Genomic DNA, 19,966 nt, shown 5'->3' on the forward strand with positions numbered 1-19,966 from the left:
CGTGCCGGTTGTTCACCCCAGCACGTAACGAGTTAAGAAGCCGTCTGTAGAAATGGTGCAGACTCACCTGCGCGCAGATACAACAGAATATCTGCAGCATCGAGCAGTCCGGCATCTGAGCTCACACCCAGTTTGGACATCACATTAAATTTATGTGCCCGGATGGTTTTAATATTTCGTTCCAACTGAACGGCAATCTGCGGCATTGAATAACCATTCGACATAAAGCGCAGTATTTCTCGTTCTGTTGGACTGAGCATACGGCTTTGATTGATATACCAATGGTTTTTTGCACCTTCGGATCCCCGACAGGGAGCATTCAATGCCGTGAATAGCGCATCCTGCAGCACCGTTAACGAAGACGATTTGCTCACAACCCCATCTAACGGCAAGGGCGACAAAGAGCCGATTAATCGCGCCTCTACGTCATCATCAACAATTACCACCCGGCGAATACGCGGAAATTTTTCCGCCAGTTCCATCATATAAGCTAAACCGGCCCTGCGGTCAGTTCTGATTGCAGAGAGGGAAAAAATAACCGCCGAAAACGACGTTTTTAACATTGCCTGACTAAATGCAGGTTGGCTCGAAAAGATATGAAGTTTGTATTGGTCATCCGACATGGTATTAAACAAACTCTTAATACCGACACTACTCATTGCGCACTTCTCTACCAGCGCGACGTTTCTTTTGATGTTTCTGCTTTCCATTCCGTGGTTTCTCCATAGACTGAAGGTAAATTCAGTTCTCGCGATCCTTGAGAACTGTTTATCCAGGCGTACATTTCTGCGTTACTATGAATCGACAAACGACGCATAGCACTGTTCTTTTGAGCGCTGATTGTTTTATTGCTTTTCTTTAGCAACGTCGCAATCTGGTTAATTCCCCATCCTTTCCCTAAGAGCCGCAACACTTTCCTTTCAGAAAGGGTGAGAACAATTGACCGCACGTTGTTATCCATTAATTGCGGTATAGCTGGCGGAGAGAGCAACGCCTTGCTGATTCTCTCCGCACGGGTATTCCCCGCGTGGATGACATTTACTAAACTTTCAATCGGTTCGGCGTCAGATAACAGCGAACTAACAGGGCACATTAGCAGTTCAATGGCCAGAGGATAAAAATGACGAGATACAAGAAATACCCAGTGGATATCACGGTATTGGGATAATAAAGAATAATATTGTTCGCAGACTGAACGAGGATGATTACAGTCTCCGGTTAAATCAGCAATAACCAGATTGGCACAACGCAGCTGCAGCAAAGTCAGTTCTTCGACGGAGCGGCAGTAGGTCAGCTCGTAATCGGCAAACTGTGCCTGCATTACACCTTTTAACCCAGTTTGTATAATAGGTAATTTACTAATAATAATTGCGTTTTTGCAGCGTCCTGGCAACATATCCCCTCCACCACTCACCAGTCCGTAATCGCACTTATTCAAAATTCCTTGATGAATTAATAAAATTAATCCACAGGAAAATACTCCGAACAATAAACGGGGTGAATTGTTTATCCTTGGCTTTATGATTTAATTAAACAGACACTTTGGCGCTATAATCCAAATAGCGTCAATCTATCGAACCATTATTACACAATTACCTATAAAAATATTATCTGTACAATTAAAAGTACTACAATAGATCGTTAGCTTGGCTTATGTATTTGCTATCTGGATGAATAACGTTACATTTCGGTGAGAGACTTCTTTATTGATAAGCTGATGAGATGTTCAAATGGCTCAGGCACGCGGCCTGCGTCTTTTTTCAACACAAAAATTGATCTTAGCAGAGCCAACAAGCTCATGCTTCATGATAAAAGTAAACATTCATCACTCCATGAGATCCTTTTCAGCCAGAGCGAGCCATGCAAACAGAGCAGTCGTCACAGCGAACAGTTACACGGTTGTGTATTCAATGCGGTCTTTTTTTACTTCAGCATGGGGCAGAAAGCGCGCTGGTTGACGAGCTATCCACCCGCCTTGGACTGGCACTTGGCATGGACAGTGTAGAAAGCGCCATCTCTTCTAACGCTATCGTCCTGACTACCATTCAAGACGGGCAGTGTCTGACATCAACGCGAAAAAATCAGGATCGCGGGATTAACATGCACGTCGTCACGGAAGTGCAGCACATCGTAATTTTGGCGGAACACAAACTGCTGGATGTTAAAGGCGTAGAGAAGCGCTTTAGCCAAATTAAGCCGCTGCGCTATCCAAGATGGTTGGTCGCCTTGATGGTCGGTTTATCCTGCGCCTGCTTTTGTAAACTCAATAACGGCGGATGGGATGGCGCGGTGATCACCTTTTTCGCCAGTATGGTGGCGATGTATATCCGCCAGATTCTGGCGTCCCGGCATTTACACCCACAAATTAACTTCTGCATCACGGCTTTTGTGGCGACAACGATTTCAGGTCTGCTACTGACGTTGCCGACGTTTAACCACACCCCAAACATCGCCATGGCCGCCAGCGTGCTGCTACTGGTTCCGGGGTTTCCGTTGATCAACTCCGTCGCGGATATGTTTAAAGGACACATTAATACTGGACTCGCCCGCTGGGCTATTGCCAGCCTACTGACACTGGCAACCTGCATTGGCGTGGTCATGTCGATGACCTTATGGGGGCTACGCGGATGGGCGTGATCGATTTCATTTTGGCGCTGATGCAAGACATGATCCTGGCGGCGATCCCGGCGCTTGGCTTTGCTATGGTCTTTAACGTACCGCATCGGGCGCTACCCTGGTGCGCGTTACTCGGCGCACTCGGACATGGTTCACGCATGGTGATGATGAGCGCAGGACTTAATATTGAATGGTCGACCTTTATGGCCTCGCTACTGGTCGGCTGCATTGGGATCCAGTGGTCACGTTGGTATCTGGCGCATCCAAAAGTCTTCACCGTCGCGGCGGTGATCCCCATGTTTCCAGGGATCTCCGCCTACACCGCGATGATCTCGGCGGTAAAAATCGGCCATTTTGGCTACAGCGAAGCGTTGATGATCACCTTGTTAACCAATTTCCTGAAAGCCTCATCGATTGTCGGCGCGCTCTCCATCGGCCTGTCCGTACCGGGATTATGGCTGTATCGCAAACGCCCGCGCGTTTAAGCACGCCACAGAGGGGGAATCTCCCCCTCATCTGCTGCTCTCTCTCTTCTCTGTGTTACTATAAAAGCAGTTCCCTTCTCGGTTGTTGTTCAGTATTGAGAAACATTATGCCCTGCAAAATTTTGACGCCGGACGTCACTAGCATTGACGCCTTACTACACGATCACCACGCAGTGCTGGCCAAATCAACGGGCGGCGCCGTAGCCGTATTTGCCAATAACGCGCCAGCGTTTTACGCGGTGACGCCTGCACGACTGGCTGAGTTGTTGGCGCTTGAAGAGAGGCTGTCACGCCCGGGAAGCGATGTGACGCTGGATGCACAATTTTATGAAGAGCCGCAGGCCGTCCCCGTTGCGGTGCCAATGGGGAAATTTGCGATGTACGCTGACTGGCAGCCCGATGCCGACTTTCAGCGCCAGGCTGCCCTGTGGGGCGTGGCGCTAAGAGAACCCGTCACCGCCGAGGAACTGGCCTCATTCGTCGCGTACTGGCAGGCCGAAGGCAAAGTCTTTCACCATATTCAGTGGCAGCAAAAACTGGCGCGCAGCATCCAGATTGGCCGGGCCAGTAATGGCGGAATGCCGAAGCGCGATGTGAACAATGTCAGCGAGCCTGACAGCCATATTCCACCGGGTTTTAGAGGATAACGATGAAAAACGTTGGCGACCTGATGAAACGTCTGCAAAAAATGATGCCGCCTAATGTCGAGCCCGCATTTAAAACGGGCGAAGAACTGCTGGCATGGCAAAAAGAGCAAGGTGAAATTCGCGCCGCCGCGCTGGCCCGTGAAAACCGGGCCATGAAAATGCAGCGCACTTTCAACCGTTCCGGTATCCGTCCGCTGCATCAGAACTGTTCGTTCGATAACTATCGGGTGGAGTGCGAAGGTCAGATGAATGCGTTGAGCAAAGCCCGCCAGTACGTTGAAGAGTTTGACGGCAACATCGCCAGCTTTATTTTCTCCGGCAAGCCCGGCACGGGCAAAAACCATCTGGCCGCTGCCATCTGCAACGAACTGCTGCTGCGCGGCAAGTCGGTACTGATCATTACCGTCGCCGATATTATGTCGGCGATGAAAGAAACCTTCAGTAATCGTGAAACCAGCGAAGAACAGTTGCTTAACGATCTGAGCAACGTGGATCTGTTGGTGATCGATGAGATCGGCATGCAAACTGAATCCCGCTACGAAAAAGTGATCATCAACCAGATCGTCGATCGCCGCTCGTCTTCAAAACGCCCGACCGGTATGTTGACTAACAGTAATATGGATGAAATGAACAAACTGCTGGGTGAGCGCGTAATGGACCGTATGCGCCTTGGCAACAGCCTGTGGGTCATCTTTAACTGGGAAAGCTACCGTAGTCGCGTAACCGGTAAAGAGTATTAACGTATTAGGACCACTCTTAAGACAGCCAGCGCTATACTGCGCTGAAAGGCATAACACGAGTTGCTTATCATGATGAAAACACACCAACGTCTGCTGTGCTGTGCGCTTGCCGCCAGCACGCTTATCTCCACCAGCGTTTTTGCCGCCTCCTGGCAGGATTCGCTCTCCAGCGCGGCCAGCGAACTGAGCAAACAAAGTTCAGGCTCGCAGAGCAGCTCGTCGCTCTCTTCCCTGACCAGCCTGCTGAATGGCAGCAATCAGTCGCTGACCTCCAGCAGCATGAATAATGCCGCCGGGATCCTGGAATATTGCGCGAAACAGAAACTGGCCTCGGTCACCGACACGCAAAACGTCAAAAACCAGGTGCTGGATAAACTGGGCCTCAGCGCGCCTGAGCAAAAACAAGACACCAACTATATGGACGGTATTCAGGGTCTGCTCAACGCCAAAGATGGTCAACAGTTGGACCTGAATACCATCGGTAACAGCTCTCTGGCGAAGCAGGTAAAAACCAAAGCCTGCGATCTGGTGTTAAAACAGGGGATGAACTTCATTTCCTGATGCCTGAATTGCCGCGTACAGCCTGCGCGGCATCATTCCTTACGCCAAAACATTCACGTATCAAATAACTAGTTTTTCCCCGCAAAAAATACGCATATCTAAACCAATTCTGAATAACAACGTAATTTAATGTCACTACAATTGCAGCAATGTTACATCGCTATTACATTGTGCTTTCCCCGAATGATTAGCCTGCAAGGCATGTGCCTGGTTTACTGAGGATCGACCGTTGTCAGAATTAATCTCCATTACTCTGTTTCTCGCTTCAGTGCTGATTTACGCCTGGAAAGCGGGTCGCAACACCTGGTGGTTTGCTGCCACGTTAACGGTGCTGGGGATTTTTATTGTCCTGAATATCACGCTGTACGCCAGTGACTATTTCACCGGTGACGGGATCAATGACGCGGTTCTGTACACGTTGACCAACAGCCTGACCGGCGCGGGGATTGGAAAATATATTTTGCCGGGCGTCGGCCTCGCGCTGGTGCTGACGACCGTTTTTGTCGCGCTCGGCTGGATCCTGCGCCGCCGTCGCCATCACCCGCATCATGTGGGTTACAGTCTGCTGGCCCTGCTGCTGGCACTGGCTTCCGTTGACGCCAGCCCGGCGTTTCACCAGATAACCGAGCTGGTTAAGTCGCAATCGCGCGATGGCGATCCGGATTTCGCGACGTATTATAAAGAGCCGTCGAAAACCATTCCCAATCCGAAGCTGAACCTGGTTTATATCTACGGCGAAAGTCTTGAGCGCACCTATTTTAACAACGATGCCTTCCCGGATCTGACCCCGGAACTCGGCGCGTTGCAAAACGAAGGTCTGGATTTCAGCAATACCATGCAGCTGCCGGGTACCGATTACACTATCGCCGGGATGGTCGCCTCCCAGTGCGGTATTCCGCTGTTTGCGCCGTTTGAAGGCAACGCCTCGGCGTCGGTCTCCAGCTTCTTCCCCAACAATATCTGTCTGGGCGATATCCTGAAAAACTCCGGCTATCAGAATTACTTCGTGCAGGGTGCCAACCTGCGTTTTGCCGGCAAAGACGTGTTCCTGAAATCTCACGGCTTTGACCATCTGTACGGCGCGGAAGAGTTAAAAAGCGTGGTGGCGGATCCGGCCTATCGTAACGACTGGGGTTTCTACGACGACACCGTGCTGGACGAAGCGTGGAAAAAATTCGAAGAACTTTCGCGCTCGGGCCAGCGCTTTTCACTGTTTACCCTGACTGTGGATACCCATCATCCGGATGGATTTATCTCACGTAGCTGTAACCGTAAACGTTATGACATCGACGGGAAGGCCAACCAGTCGTTCAGCGCGGTCAGCTGCAGTCAGGAAAATATCGCTGAATTTATCAATAAAATTAAAGCCTCTCCGTGGTTTAAAGACACCGTGATCGTAGTGTCTTCTGATCATCTGGCGATGAACAACACTGCATGGAAGTACCTGAACAAACAGGATCGCAACAACCTGTTCTTCGTGCTGCGCGGCGACCAGCCGCAGCAGGATACGCTGGCGGTAAAGCGTAACACCATGGATAACGGGGCAACGGTACTGGATATTCTCGGCGGCGATAACTTTATCGGCCTTGGCCGCAGCAGCCTGTCGAGCGAATCCGTATCGGAAGTGTTCATGAACATCAAAGAAAAAATGCTGGCGTGGAAACCCGATATCATTCGCCTGTGGAATTTCCCGAAAGAGATGAAAGAGTTCACCGTCGACCAGGACAAAAACATGATCTCTTTCTCCGGCAGCCATTTCCGCCTGCCGCTGCTTTTGCGGGTATCGGACAAACGCGTCGAGCCGCTACCGGAAAGCGAATACTCTGCCCCGCTGCGCTTCCAACTGGCTGATTTTGCCCCGCGCGATAACTTTGTCTGGGTCGATCGCTGCTACAAAATGGCGCAGCTGTGGGCGCCGGAGCTGGCGCTCTCTACCGACTGGTGCGTTTCACAGGGTCAGTTAGGTGGGCAGCAAATTGTGCAGCATGTCGACAAAGCCAAATGGAAAAGTAAAACCGTATTTAAAGACACGGTGATCGACATAGAGCGCTACAAAGGTAACGTCGATACGCTGAAAATTGTCGATAACGACATCCGTTACAAAGCCGATAGTTTCGTCTTCAACGTGGCGGGCGCACCGGAAGAGGTGAAACAGTTTAGCGGTATATCACGACCCGAATCCTGGGGGCGCTGGTCCAATGCGCAGCTCAGCAAAGAGGTAACTATCGAATACAAGGCCCCGCTGCCGAAGAAATTCGATCTGGTCATCACCGCGAAAGCTTTCGGCGACAACGCTAATCGCCCTATTCCCGTGCGTGTTGGCAACGAGGAACAGACGCTGGTGTTAGGCCACGATGTCACCACCACCACCTTACATTTTGAAAACCCAGCGGATGCCGATACGCTGGTGATTGTCCCGCCCGATCCGGTTGCCACCAACGAGGGCAATATTCTCGGCCACTCGCCGCGAAAGCTGGGGATCGGGATGGTTGAAATCAAAGTAGTGGCTGCTCAGGGGTAAAAAAAACAGCGCCCAACACTACACCGGGCGCTGCATGGCAACCTTATTCCAGACTTTTCACTGCCTGGCGCATCCCCTGCGCCAGAATCATCTCCAGGTTGGCCGTTACCTGCCCGGCAAGCCCAGGCAACAACGTCAAATCATCTCCCCAGTGCGCCGCATCTCCGAGCACGGCATCGACCAGTTCACGCAGCGTTAAATCACTGCCAACTCGTGGCCACAGGCTGGCATACAGACTGACCCACTGCTCGTCATCCTGGATCGGATAGCGTTCCCCGTTACGCTCTGCGCGATAAAACGCCAACAGCGCAGCAAGGGCAAACGTTAACCGCACGGGCCAACGCCCATTTTTCTCACCCGCCAGCAGTTGCGGCAAAATTCGGGTGCGGAATTTGGTCATCCCATTAAGCGCAATGGAAAGCAACTGGTGACGAATGTAGGGGTTTCGAAAACGCCCGTTCACCGCGCTGGCAAACTCACGCAGTTCATCCGCCGGAAGATCCAATACCGGTATAATTTCCTCGCTAATCGCCTGTTCAACAAAACGGCGGACATCGGCATCCTGCATCGCCTCGCCGACGGTCTCCAGCCCGCACAGCCATGCTACAGGTACCAGCGCCGTATGCGCGCCATTGAGAATGGCGACCTTGCGCTCTTTGTACGGTTTGATATCGCTCACTACACGGATATTCAGCGGACACTGCGCCAGCTTCAGCTCCTCTGCCAGCCACTGCGGCCCCTGGATCACAAACAGGTAAAAATGCTCCGCGGTATCGAGAAACGCATCGTGATAGCCAAGCGCAGCTTCCAGCGCGGCGGCTTCTTCTCGCGGGTAGCCGGTGACAATGCGGTCGACCAGCGTGGAACAGAACGTGTTTGCCGTCTCCACCCAGTCGGCAAACGCCGGAGGAAGATGCCACTCCTGCGCATACCGCAGCACCAGGGATTTGAGCGCCTCACCGTTATAGTCGATAAGCTCGCACGGGATAATTACCCAGCCCTTATCCGCCGCCCCGGAAAACTGATTAAAGCGCTCGAGCAGCAGGCGCGTCAGTTTGGCCGGAAAGCTCACCGGCGGCGCATCATCCACGCGGTCTGCCGGGTGATAGCTTATTCCGGCTTCGGTGGTATTCGAAAAGACAAAGCGGATATCCGCATTGTGCGCCAGCGCCAGATACGCCGCGAAGTCCTCATACGGATTGATTTCGTTATTCACCGACCGGATAAGCCGCGCCTCGCTCACCGTCTCACCCTGCTCGTTTAGCCCGCGAATAAGCGTGGTATACAGCCCGTCCTGGGTATTCAGCGACGGCGGGAAATCGGTATTAATTGGCCTAACAATGGTCACGCCCGCGTTCAAATCGGTGTATTCGTTGAGAATATCCAGTTGCCAGTCGACAAACGCCCGCAGAAAGTTACCTTCTCCAAACTGGATCACGCGCGTTGGGTAGCTGGCCCCCGCAAAATCACGTCGATTCAATGTATTCATCCTGTTTTCCCTCTCAGAACGTAATCACGCCTTTAATCAGTTCACGGTTGTTGATCACATCCCGCTCGTAGATTTCTGCCAGTGTGGCAAAGGCGTAACGGTGCGTGAGCATCATGTCGGCGGTCAATTTGCCTTCCGACATCAGGCGGCCGACTTTGGCGAAATCTTCCGGTGTGGCGTTGCGACTGCCCATCATGGTGGTTTCTTTCTTGTGGAATTCAGGGTCAGAGAACTGCAAATCACCTTTGAACAACCCAACAAAAACGATGCTGCCGCCATGGCGAATCAAATTCACCGTATTGTTCATCGCATGCTGATTCCCCGTGGCATCAATCACCTTTTGCGCCAGCGAACCGCCAAACTGATCACGCAGCTGCACATCAAAATCGTCAGCGGACGGATCGATAACCGGGAGCCCCAGGCGGGAAACCACATGCTCTCTGCGTGCCGGACTGGTATCGGCGACCACCACCTGTGCGCCATCGGCTTTGGCAATCGCCGCAGCGCCCAGACCAATCGGACCGGCGCCAACCACCAGCACCTGCTCACCTGGCGCCACCGCCGCCCGACGTACCGCATGCGCGCTGATGGCGTAAGGCTCAATCAGCGCCGCCGCCTGCGGGTCAATCCCCTGCGCGTCCAGTAAGTTGGTCACCGGAACGGACAGATATTCACTGAAACCGCCATCCTGATGCACGCCGATCACTGAAATCTTCTCGCAGCAGTTGGTACGCCCGCTCAGGCATGCCGGACACTGCTGGCAGGCCACGTAAGGAATAACCGCCACCTGCTGCCCATTTTTCAGATTCTGTATATTTTTTCCCAGCCCGACAATTTCCCCACATATTTCATGACCTAATACACGTGGGTAGCTGAAAAAAGGCTGATTGCCGCCCCAGGCATGAATATCGGTACCACAAATTCCTACCGACTTAATTTTAATTAATGCCTCACCCTCACCCGGAATAGGTATTTCGCGCTCTTTCCAGACTAATTTTTTAGGTTCCTGGCAAATCAACGTATTCATCGTAGACATGATTCTGCTCTCCTGTTTTTCTGTTGCCTCAGATATCAACGAAAATAAAAAAGCCGGAGAAAACAGAAACACAATCTGTGAATTCCAGCGCATAAAAATGTTTTAAATCGGGTTTTAATAGGCAAAAAGGAGAAGCCATGAGCCGTTCACAAAACTTACGCCACAATGTGATTAACCAGATAATCGATGATATGGCGCGGGGTCATATCCCTTCCCCACTTCCTTCGCAAAGTGCGCTGGCGGAGATGTACAACATCAGCCGCACTACCGTGCGCCATATGCTGAGCCACCTAGGCGAGTGCGGGGTGCTAACCCAGGTCGGTAGCCACTATGTCATCGTGCGTAAACCTGACCATGATGACGGTTTTGCCTGCACCACCGCCTCCATGACCGAGCAAAACCGGATTTTTGAGCAGGCTTTTTTCACTATGATCAACCAGCGCCAGCTGCGCGCGGGCGAGAGTTTTTCCGAACTGCAGCTTGCCAGAGCCGCGGGGGTAAGCCCGGTAGTGGTACGGGAATATCTTTTAAAATTCGAACGTTACAACCTGATTAAAAACGAAAAACGCGGTCAGTGGAGCATGAAGCAGTTCGATCAGGCCTATGCGGAACAACTGTTTGAACTCAGAGAAATGCTGGAAACCCATTCCCTGCAGCATTTTCTCAATCTGCCCGACGATGACCCACGCTGGCTGCAGGCGAAAACGCTGCTTGAGCGCCACCGGATCCTGCGCGACAGCATCGGCAGCAGCTTTCGTATGTTCTCGCAGTTAGACCGTGAGTTTCATGCTTTACTGCTCTCCGCTGCCGACAATATATTTTTTAATCAATCACTTGAAATCATCTCCGTGATTTTCCACTTCCACTATCAGTGGGATGAGAGCGACCTCAAACAACGCAACATCATTGCCATCGATGAGCATATGACCATCCTCAGCGCGCTGATTTGCCGCAGCGACCTGGATGCCACGCTGGCGCTATGTAACCATTTGAATTCAGCTAAACAATCGATGATTCGTTCCATCAACCAAAGTCATCGCGCCGCACATTAAGTACCGATAAAAAACAGCAAACTATTACCGGGAGCACGATTTTATAAAAATAAAAACGCCGGAAAAATACCTCTTGCCTATGCTCACGCTAAGTCGACTGCATTAAAAACTTTTGTGAGCAGTGATGAGTAAATTTTTTCATCACTGGTATTTTTTCAATACTGCACAGCCCGGCTGTGTGAATAATAAATTATTGAGGTTCAGGAGTCCGGCGTGGAAAAAAATAATATTACCCTCGACCCGAGTTCTTCGTTTGGCACGTCGTCATCTGCGGATATAAATGTTCCGTCTGAAGGCATGGTGCAACGCAGTAGCCGAATAAAACGCATTCAGACCACGGCAATGATTTTATTATTTTTTGCTGCGGTAATTAATTATCTCGACCGCAGTTCTCTGTCGGTTGCTAACTTAACGATTCGTGAAGAGCTGGGGTTGAGCGCCACGCAAATCGGCGTGCTGCTGTCGGTATTTTCGCTCGCTTACGGTATTGCCCAGCTCCCCTGCGGCCCACTTCTGGATCGCAAAGGTCCGCGCATTATGCTCGGACTGGGGATGTTCTTCTGGTCGCTGTTTCAGGCGATGTCCGGCATGGTACACAGCTTCACTCAGTTTGTGCTGGTGCGTATCGGGATGGGGATCGGCGAAGCGCCAATGAACCCGTGCGGCGTAAAGGTCATCAACGACTGGTTTAACATCAAAGAGCGCGGCCGCCCGATGGGATTATTCAACGCCGCTTCCACCATCGGTGTAGCCATTAGCCCGCCGATTCTGGCTGCCATGATGCTGGTGATGGGCTGGCGCTGGATGTTTATTACCATCGGCGTGCTGGGCATTTTCCTCGCCATCGGCTGGTACATGCTGTATCGCAACCGCGAGCAGATTGCACTGAGCGCCACCGAACAGGCGTACCTGAACGCCGGTAGCGTCAATGCCCGCCGCGATCCCCTGAGCTTTGCCGAATGGCGCAGCCTGTTTCGCAATCGCACGATGTGGGGCATGATGCTGGGCTTTAGCGGCATCAACTACACCGCATGGTTATATCTGGCCTGGCTGCCGGGCTACCTGCAAACCTCCTACAATCTGGATTTAAAAAGCACCGGATTAATGGCGGCGATCCCGTTCCTGTTTGGTGCAGCCGGCATGCTGATTAATGGTTTTGTCACCGACTGGCTGGTGAAAGGCGGTATGGCGCCGATTAAGAGCCGTAAGATTTGTATTATCGCCGGGATGTTCTGTTCTGCGGCCTTCACCTTCGTCGTACCACAGGCCACAACGTCAATGGCTGCGGTGTTACTGATCGGCATGGCGCTGTTCTGTATCCACTTCGCCGGAACATCCTGCTGGGGTCTGATCCACGTGGCGGTGGCTTCACGCATGACCGCCTCCGTGGGCAGTATCCAGAACTTCGCCAGTTTCATCTGCGCGTCATTCGCACCGATCGTCACCGGATTTATTGTTGATACCACCAACTCTTTCCGTCTGGCGCTGATCATCTGCGGCTGCGTCACCATGGTGGGCGCTCTCGCCTACATCTTCCTGGTGCGCCAGCCCATCAGCGATCCGCGTAAAGATTAATCCTCACGATGCCCGATAACACCGCGCTTATCGGGCATGTTATGCTCGACAAATGAACATCATCTTACGTTCCACCACGCTGGCAGACACCGCTGCGCTTCCCGCGATCGAACGATCGGCGGGGCAACGTTTTTTACACATCCCGGAACTGGCGTGGATTGCTGACGACCAGATTATGCCGGCTGCCCGGCATCGCGCATTTGCTGCCGCTGGCTTGAGCTGGCTGGCGCAGGCCGATGAGCATCCGGTCGGTTTTTTAGTCGCCGAAGCACTGGATTCATCGCTGTTTATTGCGGAACTGTCGCTGCATCAGGCGTGGCAGGGAAAAGGCATTGGCCGCAGATTGCTTAGCTATGTTGCCGGGCAGGCGCGTGCGAAAGGTTATACGTCGCTCACGCTGACCACCTTCCGCGATGTGCCGTGGAATGCGCCATTGTACGCGCGACTGGGTTTTGAGCTACTGGCTGATGAGACGCTTCCTGTATTACTGCGCCAGAAAAGAGAAGAGGAAGCGGCGCATGGCCTGGCGTATGAATCACGCTGCGCCATGCGCCTGATGCTTACTTAGAACGTTTCCCAGTTATCCCCGGCATCCGTTACCGCAGCTTTACGCGGCTGGACCGTTGACACCGGCTTAGCCGCGGCAACGTCACGTGCGCGTTGCTGGTCATGCTGAATACGGAACACGGCAACGGCCTGAGTCAGACGGCTGGCCTGTTCTTCCAGCGCGGCGGCGGCGGCGGCGGATTCTTCCACCAACGAGGCGTTCTGCTGCGTGACACGATCCATCTCGGCAACAGCCAGACCGACCTGGTCGATCCCGCGGCTCTGCTCGTCAGAAGCGGAGGCGATTTCACCCATAATATCGGTCACGCGGGTCACTGCATTGACAATCTCATCCATGGTTTCACCGGCGCTTTCAACCAGCGTTGAACCGACATCTACGCGGCTGACCGAGTCTTCAATCAGGCTCTTGATCTCGCGCGCGGCCTGCGCACTACGCTGGGCCAGATTACGAACTTCACCCGCAACCACCGCAAAACCACGCCCCTGTTCACCCGCACGCGCGGCTTCTACCGCGGCGTTGAGCGCCAGAATGTTAGTTTGGAAAGCAATGCCGTCGATGACGCTAATAATGTCGGCGATTTTCTGCGAACTGGAAGCGATGTCACGCATAGTTTGCACGACGTTATCCACCACTTTGCCGCCTTTCTGCGCGGTTTCCGAAGCACTCAGCGCCAGATGGCTGGCCTGACGCGCGTTTTCGGCGTTCTGCTTCACGGTTGCCGTCAGCTGTTCCATGCTGGCTGCGGTTTCTTCCAGAGAGGCCGCCTGCTGTTCGGTACGGGAGGAGAGATCGTTATTGCCCATCGCAATCTCGCTGGCCCCGCTGTAAATCGCGTTGGCGCCGTTACGCACGTCACCCACGGTATTCATCAGCTCACCCTGCATGTGACGCAGGCTTTCCGCCAGTTGCCCAATCTCGTTGGAACCTTCCACTTCAATGCGCTTCACCAGATCGCCGCTGGCGATATGACGAATGCTGTCAATCAGACGGTTCATTGGGGAGATAAGGGTCAGTTTGATACCAAACCACACCGCAATAATCGCCGCCAGTACGGTAATCAGCACGCAGATCAGCACCCACATCGCCTGGCTGTAAGAACTATTGTTATCTTCCACCGCGATGTCATACAGGCGATCGTTCTGCTGCATGTAACTCATATACTGCTTCTCAAAACCATCCTGATAGCTCTGCGTCGGTTGATCAAAGAACGCGTTGATCTTCCCGTCACCCAGTAACTGGATCAGCTCCGCCAGCGCACCGTGATAGATGTCATAGGTGCGGTTGATCTCCTGGAAAGCGGCTTCGCTTTGGCGCGGATCGCGCGGGAGCGACTCGTAAATCGCCCAGTTTTTTTCCGTCAGCTTCAGCGCCGTGCTGGCTACCTGCATCAGTTCGGCAACGGTCGCGCCGCTGCCGATATTGCTCTGATCCATCATGTAGCGAATGCCCGCCCGGTTCAGGGTATTACGCGTTTGCAGCAGCTCAACCCAGGTGGCGTTCAGCGCAGACTGTTGCTGGCGAATGGTTTGCAGAACGGTAAAGTTCTCTTTGTCATTCTTAAGTGAGTTAAAAAACAAGCCGCCCGAGGCGAGCTGTAAAAGGCCAAATAGCGCCAATACCAGCAGTAAGCTGGTAACAATCTTCATACGTTTTAACATGTTTTCTCTTTCCGCTAGACAGATGTCAGAATTTTCGGCCTGGAAAGGGAAAACTTTATGGATATCGTTCGAAAAGCCGGTGTTCTGGCAATATCTCTCGCTGAAAAAAGCAGCAAACACACTCGGCACATACCACGCAAAAGTTGCCGTAGTGGCTTCCCCACCTTTTCAGAGGGCTTTTCATTTATACGCACTTCGATTACCAATGGAAGTCCTGTCACCCGCCTCTAAAACAAGGAAGTCCCTCTGTGAAAAAGAAATTTTTCGATTTATTATCTAATGCTGCTCCCTTCTTACTGCTGGGAGGCATTTTAGGATTAATGACCCCCATAGTGCCAAAGCTCCTTATCCCGGAGATTTCAGGCATCTTAATGGAGAGCATCGCACCTAAAAGCATCATGTTTCTGCTCATTATAGATGCGTTATTTACTGTAATTTTACTCAGGCTATGTGGTGTATTCGATTCAAAAAAAGAAAAATCTGCTTTTATCTATGAAAGATTTTTATTTAAATTCAATGAATTGGGAAAATCCATTACCGCAGCCACGTTTGGTACACTTTTCGGGCTTACGCTGGCAATGCTTCCCTATAGCGAATTTCGCATGGCGGGAGTCGGCCTATATTTTTCTGCGATGTTGATCGTGATATGGGCCCTATTTGACTTCCTGAGCCACATGAGTAAAAACGCGGTTGGCAAAACTGAACGATGTACCTTTTATACCGTGGTTATCGCCATTTTCGCCTACTACCTCTACCTTATAGCCACTCAAATACAGGCGTCCACTCCAGTCGCGTGAACCTCATACCGGTAATTATGTGATTTTAATCACATAATTACCGGTCTACCCCCCATATTAAAACCGCTCACTGACACTTGGGACCGCTTAAGCTGACATACAACCGCTCACTTATTTACCTTACTTTACGCGCGTAATTCTCTGGCAAGATCCCCCCAACATAGCAGTCAAATAACCTCCTCAAACACAAGATCAAACCCACGCGGCTTCGGCCAATTATTAATTAGATACCAGGTTTTACTATGGATACGAAAAAGATATTCAAGCACATACCCTGGGTGATTCTCGGAATCATCGGTGCATTCTGCCTCTCGGTAGTGGCATTACGTCGGGGTGAGCACATCAGTGCCCTGTGGATCGTGGTCGCCTCAGTTTCTGTTTATCTGGTGGCTTATCGTTACTACAGTTTGTACATCGCCCAAAAGGTGATGAAACTTGACCCGACGCGCGCCACGCCGGCGGTCATCAACAATGATGGTCTGAACTACGTTCCAACCAACCGTAACGTCTTGTTTGGTCACCACTTTGCCGCTATCGCAGGTGCAGGTCCGCTGGTTGGGCCGGTACTGGCCGCGCAGATGGGCTACCTGCCTGGTACGCTGTGGCTGCTGGCGGGCGTAGTGTTGGCCGGTGCGGTACAGGACTTCATGGTGCTGTTTATCTCTTCTCGCCGTAACGGCGCATCTCTGGGTGAGATGATCAAAGAAGAGATGGGCCCGGTGCCGGGAACCATTGCGCTGTTCGGCTGCTTCTTAATCATGATCATCATCCTCGCGGTACTGGCGTTGATCGTGGTGAAAGCACTGGCTGAAAGCCCGTGGGGTGTGTTCACCGTCTGCTCAACCGTACCTATCGCGCTGTTCATGGGGATCTACATGCGATTCCTGCGCCCAGGACGCGTGGGCGAAGTGTCGGTGATTGGTATTGTGTTGCTGGTTGCCTCCATCTACTTCGGCGGCGTGATTGCGCACGACCCGTACTGGGGCCCGGCGCTGACCTTTAAAGACACCACCATTACCTTCACCCTGATCGGTTACGCGTTTATCTCTGCGCTGCTGCCGGTATGGCTGATCCTTGCCCCGCGCGACTATCTGGCTACCTTCCTGAAAATCGGCGTTATCGTCGGTCTGGCGGTGGGGATTGTTATTCTCAACCCGGAACTGAAAATGCCGGCGATGACCCAGTACGTTGATGGTACTGGCCCGCTGTGGAAAGGCGCTCTGTTCCCGTTCCTGTTCATCACCATCGCGTGTGGTGCGGTATCTGGCTTCCACGCGCTGATCGCTTCCGGTACTACACCGAAGCTGCTGGCCTGTGAAACCGACGCGCGTTTCATTGGTTACGGCGCGATGCTGATGGAATCCTTCGTGGCGATTATGGCGCTGGTTGCTGCGTCCATCATCGAACCGGGTCTGTACTTCGCAATGAACACCCCGCCTGCTGGCCTTGGCATCACCATGCCGAACCTGCATGAAATGAGCGGTGAGAACGCCCCGCTGATTATGGCGCAGTTGAAAGACGTTACCGCACACGCAGCGGCAACCGTCAGCTCCTGGGGCTTTGTGATTTCGCCTGAGCAGATCCTGCAAACCGCGAAAGACATCGGCGAGCCGTCCGTTCTGAACCGCGCAGGTGGCGCACCGACGCTGGCCGTAGGTATCGCCCACGTGTTCCACAAAGTGCTGCCGATGGCTGATATGGGCTTCTGGTACCACTTCGGTATTCTGTTCGAAGCGCTGTTCATCCTGACTGCACTGGATGCGGGTACCCGTTCTGGCCGCTTTATGCTGCAGGATTTACTGGGTAACTTCGTTCCGTTCCTGAAGAAAACCGACTCTCTGGTTGCGGGTATCATTGGTACTGCAGGCTGCGTAGGCCTGTGGGGTTACCTGCTGTATCAAGGCGTGGTTGACCCGCTGGGCGGCGTGAAGAGCCTGTGGCCGCTGTTCGGTATCTCTAACCAGATGCTGGCTGCCGTGGCCCTGGTTCTCGGCACCGTGGTGCTGGTTAAAATGCAACGCACCAAATACATCTGGGTTACCGTGGTTCCGGCAGTATGGCTGCTGATCTGCACCACCTGGGCGCTGGGTCTGAAACTGTTCAGCACCAACCCGCAGATGGAAGGCTTCTTCTTCATGGCGAATCAGTACAAAGAGAAGATTGCTAACGGCGGCGAACTGACCGCTCAGCAGATTGCCAACATGAACCATATCGTCATCAACAACTACACCAACGCGGGCTTAAGTATTCTGTTCCTGGTGGTGGTGTACAGCATCATTTTCTACGGGTTCCGTACCTGGCAGAAAGCCCGCACCATCAACGGTCGCTCTGATAAAGAGACACCGTATGTACCGGTGCCGGAAGGCGGCGTGAAGACCTCTTCACATCACTAACCTGAAGCCGGGTGGCGCGCTGCGCTCCCGGCCTACATCACTTAGTGCCGCAGGCGTAATTGGCGCAGTCAGTTTGGCCGCGGACAGCGCGCAGCAACCGGAGCGTACACGCTGTACGTGAGGATTGCGAGCACTGCCCGCGGTCAAAATGGCAAGTGAAATAGCCTGCATCTACGAGCTCAACATATATCCGGGGCGTTTTATGTTTGGTACTTTAGGTCAGGCAAAAAAGTATCTCGGTCAGGCGGCGAAGATGCTGATTGGCATTCCGGACTACGACAACTACGTCGAGCACATGAAGACCAACCATCCCGATAAGCCGTACATGACCTACGAAGAATTCTTCCGCGAGCGCCAGGAAGCCCGCTACGGTAGCGGCGGAAGCAGTTGCTGTTAGAAGGAGAAGTGAATGACCCCGATTGCAGTTACCCTACTCACCGGTTTTCTTGGCGCGGGTAAAACTACCCTGCTGCGCCATATTCTTAACGAGCAGCACGGTTACAAGATTGCCGTTATCGAAAACGAATTCGGCGAAGTCTCGGTGGACGATCAGCTGATTGGCGATCGCGCAACACAGATCAAAACCCTGACCAACGGCTGCATCTGCTGCACCCGTTCGAGCGAACTGGAAGACGCGTTGCTCGATCTGCTCGACAACCTCGACAAAGGCACCATCAATTTCGACCGTCTGGTGATCGAATGCACCGGCATGGCCGATCCCGGTCCGATTATTCAGACCTTTTTCTCCCATGAAGTAATTTGCGAACGCTACCTGCTGGACGGCGTGATTGCGCTGGTTGACGCGGTGCATGCCGACGAGCAGATGAACCAGTTCACCATTGCCCAGTCTCAGGTGGGCTACGCCGACCGCATCCTGCTGACCAAAACCGATGTGGCAGGCGAAAGCGAAAAACTGCGTGAGCGCCTGGCGCGCATCAACGCCCGCGCCCCGGTGTATACCGTCACGCATGGCGATATCGACCTCTCTCTGCTGTTCGACACCAACGGTTTCATGCTGGAAGAGAACGTGGTCAGCGCCAAACCGCGCTTCCACTTTATCGCCGACAAGCAAAACGATATCTCCTCGATCGTCGTCGAGCTGGATTACCCGGTGAACATCAGCGACGTGTCCCGAGTGATGGAAAACCTGCTGCTGGAATCCGCTGAGAAGCTGCTGCGCTACAAAGGTATGCTGTGGATTGAAGGCGAGCCAAACCGCCTGCTGTTCCAGGGCGTCCAGCGCCTGTACAGCGCCGACTGGGACCGCCCGTGGGGCGACGAACAACCGTACAGCCAACTGGTGTTTATCGGTATTAATCTGCCGGAAGACGAGATCAGAGCCGCGTTTGCGGGGTTGAAGAAGTAGATTTTTCGTAGGCCGGATAAGGCGCCGCCGCTATCCGGCATTCACTGCCCCAGTATATTCTGACTATTTCTTATTTTGCTCGCGCAGCATCGCTTCGCGCAAAATGGCATTAAGGCGCGTCTGATATCCTTTTCCTGGACGTTTCAGCCACTCCATCACATCGGCATCAATACGCACCGAGGCCTGCGTTTTTAACGGACGGAAAAACTTACCGCGTGTGGCCTCTGACCACTGCTTATCTTCGGTCACGGGAATGTCACTGTAATCGATATCATCGTCCGGTTTATTCGCCAGCGCTTTCAGTTCAGCCTTATGCTGAGCACTCAGCGCAGATATGCTGCCGCGTTTATGCTTAACCATGTTCATAATGATTCCTCAGGTTGCTTTGTGCCTTGTTTGCATCCCATTCAAACTCTATTGGCATGTATTTCATCCCTAATTGTATATACAAAAATGTATCTA

The 19,966-nt window shown here is 52.6% G+C and carries 19 protein-coding genes; 13 read left to right on the forward strand and 6 right to left on the reverse strand.

Translation table 11 applies throughout. The features are described 5' to 3' along the window. Nucleotides 1–32: 32 nt before the first annotated feature. The gene (bglJ, locus tag OGY15_RS22310; protein WP_151216663.1) at nt 33–710 is read right to left on the reverse strand and encodes a DNA-binding transcriptional activator BglJ; all 678 of its coding nucleotides are present in this window, start codon (nt 708–710) and stop codon (nt 33–35) included. Continuing rightward, nucleotides 671–1,396, reverse strand: coding sequence for a response regulator transcription factor (locus OGY15_RS22315; protein ID WP_151216662.1), 726 nt, complete (start codon nt 1,394–1,396; stop codon nt 671–673). Before OGY15_RS22315 ends, bglJ begins: the two co-directional genes overlap by 40 nt. A 464-nt stretch (nt 1,397–1,860) precedes the next feature. Between OGY15_RS22315 and OGY15_RS22320 the strand changes: the two genes are divergently transcribed. From OGY15_RS22320 to opgB, 6 genes are all read left to right on the forward strand, one after another. Then, a complete protein-coding gene (locus OGY15_RS22320) occupies nt 1,861–2,637 on the forward strand; it encodes a threonine/serine exporter family protein (protein ID WP_187253686.1) in 777 nt (258 codons plus the stop codon). Beyond that, complete coding sequence (locus OGY15_RS22325; protein ID WP_151216661.1) at nt 2,628–3,101, forward strand: threonine/serine exporter; 474 nt, start codon at nt 2,628–2,630, stop codon at nt 3,099–3,101. The genes OGY15_RS22320 and OGY15_RS22325 overlap by 10 nt, the downstream gene beginning before the upstream one ends. Before the next feature lie 107 nt (nt 3,102–3,208). After that, nucleotides 3,209–3,748, forward strand: a complete 540-nt coding sequence (gene dnaT / locus OGY15_RS22330) for a primosomal protein DnaT (protein WP_151216660.1) — start codon at nt 3,209–3,211, stop codon at nt 3,746–3,748. Between the two features lie 2 nt (nt 3,749–3,750). Further along, complete coding sequence (gene dnaC, locus OGY15_RS22335) at nt 3,751–4,488, forward strand: replicative helicase loader DnaC (RefSeq protein ID WP_061067183.1); 738 nt, start codon at nt 3,751–3,753, stop codon at nt 4,486–4,488. Nucleotides 4,489–4,557: 69 nt separating this feature from the next. Further along, entirely contained in the window at nt 4,558–5,049 is a 492-nt protein-coding gene (locus OGY15_RS22340) for a YjjA family protein (protein WP_151216658.1), read from the forward strand. A 229-nt stretch (nt 5,050–5,278) separates the two neighbouring features. Then, nucleotides 5,279–7,570, forward strand: coding sequence for a phosphatidylglycerol--membrane-oligosaccharide glycerophosphotransferase (gene opgB, locus OGY15_RS22345; RefSeq protein ID WP_151224520.1), 2,292 nt, complete (start codon nt 5,279–5,281; stop codon nt 7,568–7,570). Nucleotides 7,571–7,613: 43 nt separating this feature from the next. Here opgB and OGY15_RS22350 read toward each other — a convergent pair whose 3' ends face one another. Together OGY15_RS22350 and OGY15_RS22355 are read right to left on the reverse strand one after the other, a co-directional pair. Then, the gene (locus tag OGY15_RS22350) at nt 7,614–9,059 is read right to left on the reverse strand and encodes a tagaturonate reductase (RefSeq protein ID WP_286541162.1); all 1,446 of its coding nucleotides are present in this window, start codon (nt 9,057–9,059) and stop codon (nt 7,614–7,616) included. A 13-nt stretch (nt 9,060–9,072) separates the two neighbouring features. Next, nucleotides 9,073–10,095 (reverse strand): zinc-binding alcohol dehydrogenase family protein, encoded by a 1,023-nt coding sequence (locus OGY15_RS22355; protein ID WP_151224518.1) that lies wholly within the window; start codon nt 10,093–10,095, stop codon nt 9,073–9,075. Nucleotides 10,096–10,232: 137 nt separating this feature from the next. Between OGY15_RS22355 and OGY15_RS22360 the strand changes: the two genes are divergently transcribed. From OGY15_RS22360 to OGY15_RS22370, 3 genes are all read left to right on the forward strand, one after another. Then, nucleotides 10,233–11,147: a GntR family transcriptional regulator gene (locus tag OGY15_RS22360; protein ID WP_086550806.1), complete on the forward strand. Its 915-nt coding sequence runs from the start codon at nt 10,233–10,235 to the stop codon at nt 11,145–11,147. A 213-nt stretch (nt 11,148–11,360) separates the two neighbouring features. Next, the gene (locus tag OGY15_RS22365; protein ID WP_151216654.1) at nt 11,361–12,722 is read left to right on the forward strand and encodes an MFS transporter; all 1,362 of its coding nucleotides are present in this window, start codon (nt 11,361–11,363) and stop codon (nt 12,720–12,722) included. 52 nt (nt 12,723–12,774) lie between these two features. After that, complete coding sequence (locus OGY15_RS22370; RefSeq protein ID WP_171862075.1) at nt 12,775–13,290, forward strand: GNAT family N-acetyltransferase; 516 nt, start codon at nt 12,775–12,777, stop codon at nt 13,288–13,290. On the opposite strand, the gene tsr is transcribed toward OGY15_RS22370, so the two are convergent. After that, the gene (gene tsr / locus OGY15_RS22375; RefSeq protein ID WP_048227144.1) at nt 13,287–14,948 is read right to left on the reverse strand and encodes a methyl-accepting chemotaxis protein; all 1,662 of its coding nucleotides are present in this window, start codon (nt 14,946–14,948) and stop codon (nt 13,287–13,289) included. The genes OGY15_RS22370 and tsr overlap by 4 nt on opposite strands. Before the next feature lie 248 nt (nt 14,949–15,196). Between tsr and OGY15_RS22380 the strand changes: the two genes are divergently transcribed. The 4 genes from OGY15_RS22380 (at nt 15,197) to yjiA (ending at nt 19,504) form a co-directional block, all read left to right on the forward strand. Beyond that, nucleotides 15,197–15,745, forward strand: coding sequence for a hypothetical protein (locus OGY15_RS22380; RefSeq protein WP_003845610.1), 549 nt, complete (start codon nt 15,197–15,199; stop codon nt 15,743–15,745). Nucleotides 15,746–15,987: 242 nt separating this feature from the next. Then, complete coding sequence (gene btsT, locus OGY15_RS22385) at nt 15,988–18,138, forward strand: pyruvate/proton symporter BtsT (protein ID WP_003845609.1); 2,151 nt, start codon at nt 15,988–15,990, stop codon at nt 18,136–18,138. A 202-nt stretch (nt 18,139–18,340) separates the two neighbouring features. Next, nucleotides 18,341–18,535, forward strand: coding sequence for a YbdD/YjiX family protein (locus OGY15_RS22390; RefSeq protein ID WP_003830038.1), 195 nt, complete (start codon nt 18,341–18,343; stop codon nt 18,533–18,535). 12 nt (nt 18,536–18,547) lie between these two features. Continuing rightward, nucleotides 18,548–19,504, forward strand: coding sequence for a GTPase (gene yjiA / locus OGY15_RS22395; RefSeq protein WP_003837219.1), 957 nt, complete (start codon nt 18,548–18,550; stop codon nt 19,502–19,504). 63 nt (nt 19,505–19,567) lie between these two features. Here the strand turns inward: yjiA and OGY15_RS22400 are convergent, their stop codons facing one another. Beyond that, the gene (locus tag OGY15_RS22400; protein ID WP_210904401.1) at nt 19,568–19,870 is read right to left on the reverse strand and encodes a BrnA antitoxin family protein; all 303 of its coding nucleotides are present in this window, start codon (nt 19,868–19,870) and stop codon (nt 19,568–19,570) included. Between the last annotated feature and the right edge of the window lie 96 nt (nt 19,871–19,966).

Source organism: Citrobacter sp. Cu231, assembly GCF_030332265.1.
Lineage (GTDB): Bacteria > Pseudomonadota > Gammaproteobacteria > Enterobacterales > Enterobacteriaceae > Citrobacter > Citrobacter meridianamericanus.

What these genes read in the sequence shown, in the direction of transcription:
- bglJ (WP_151216663.1), bottom strand. Translation starts at nt 710, where the DNA reads ATGGAAAGCAGAAACATCAAAAGAAACGTCGCGCTGGTAGAGAAGTGC.
- OGY15_RS22315 (WP_151216662.1), bottom strand. Translation starts at nt 1,396, where the DNA reads ATGTTGCCAGGACGCTGCAAAAACGCAATTATTATTAGTAAATTACCT.
- OGY15_RS22320 (WP_187253686.1), top strand. Translation starts at nt 1,861, where the DNA reads ATGCAAACAGAGCAGTCGTCACAGCGAACAGTTACACGGTTGTGTATT.
- OGY15_RS22325 (WP_151216661.1), top strand. Translation starts at nt 2,628, where the DNA reads ATGGGCGTGATCGATTTCATTTTGGCGCTGATGCAAGACATGATCCTG.
- dnaT (WP_151216660.1), top strand. Translation starts at nt 3,209, where the DNA reads ATGCCCTGCAAAATTTTGACGCCGGACGTCACTAGCATTGACGCCTTA.
- dnaC (WP_061067183.1), top strand. Translation starts at nt 3,751, where the DNA reads ATGAAAAACGTTGGCGACCTGATGAAACGTCTGCAAAAAATGATGCCG.
- OGY15_RS22340 (WP_151216658.1), top strand. Translation starts at nt 4,558, where the DNA reads ATGATGAAAACACACCAACGTCTGCTGTGCTGTGCGCTTGCCGCCAGC.
- OGY15_RS22350 (WP_286541162.1), bottom strand. Translation starts at nt 9,059, where the DNA reads ATGAATACATTGAATCGACGTGATTTTGCGGGGGCCAGCTACCCAACG.
- OGY15_RS22355 (WP_151224518.1), bottom strand. Translation starts at nt 10,095, where the DNA reads ATGTCTACGATGAATACGTTGATTTGCCAGGAACCTAAAAAATTAGTC.
- OGY15_RS22360 (WP_086550806.1), top strand. Translation starts at nt 10,233, where the DNA reads ATGAGCCGTTCACAAAACTTACGCCACAATGTGATTAACCAGATAATC.
- OGY15_RS22370 (WP_171862075.1), top strand. Translation starts at nt 12,775, where the DNA reads ATGAACATCATCTTACGTTCCACCACGCTGGCAGACACCGCTGCGCTT.
- tsr (WP_048227144.1), bottom strand. Translation starts at nt 14,948, where the DNA reads ATGTTAAAACGTATGAAGATTGTTACCAGCTTACTGCTGGTATTGGCG.
- btsT (WP_003845609.1), top strand. Translation starts at nt 15,988, where the DNA reads ATGGATACGAAAAAGATATTCAAGCACATACCCTGGGTGATTCTCGGA.
- OGY15_RS22390 (WP_003830038.1), top strand. Translation starts at nt 18,341, where the DNA reads ATGTTTGGTACTTTAGGTCAGGCAAAAAAGTATCTCGGTCAGGCGGCG.
- yjiA (WP_003837219.1), top strand. Translation starts at nt 18,548, where the DNA reads ATGACCCCGATTGCAGTTACCCTACTCACCGGTTTTCTTGGCGCGGGT.
- OGY15_RS22400 (WP_210904401.1), bottom strand. Translation starts at nt 19,870, where the DNA reads ATGAACATGGTTAAGCATAAACGCGGCAGCATATCTGCGCTGAGTGCT.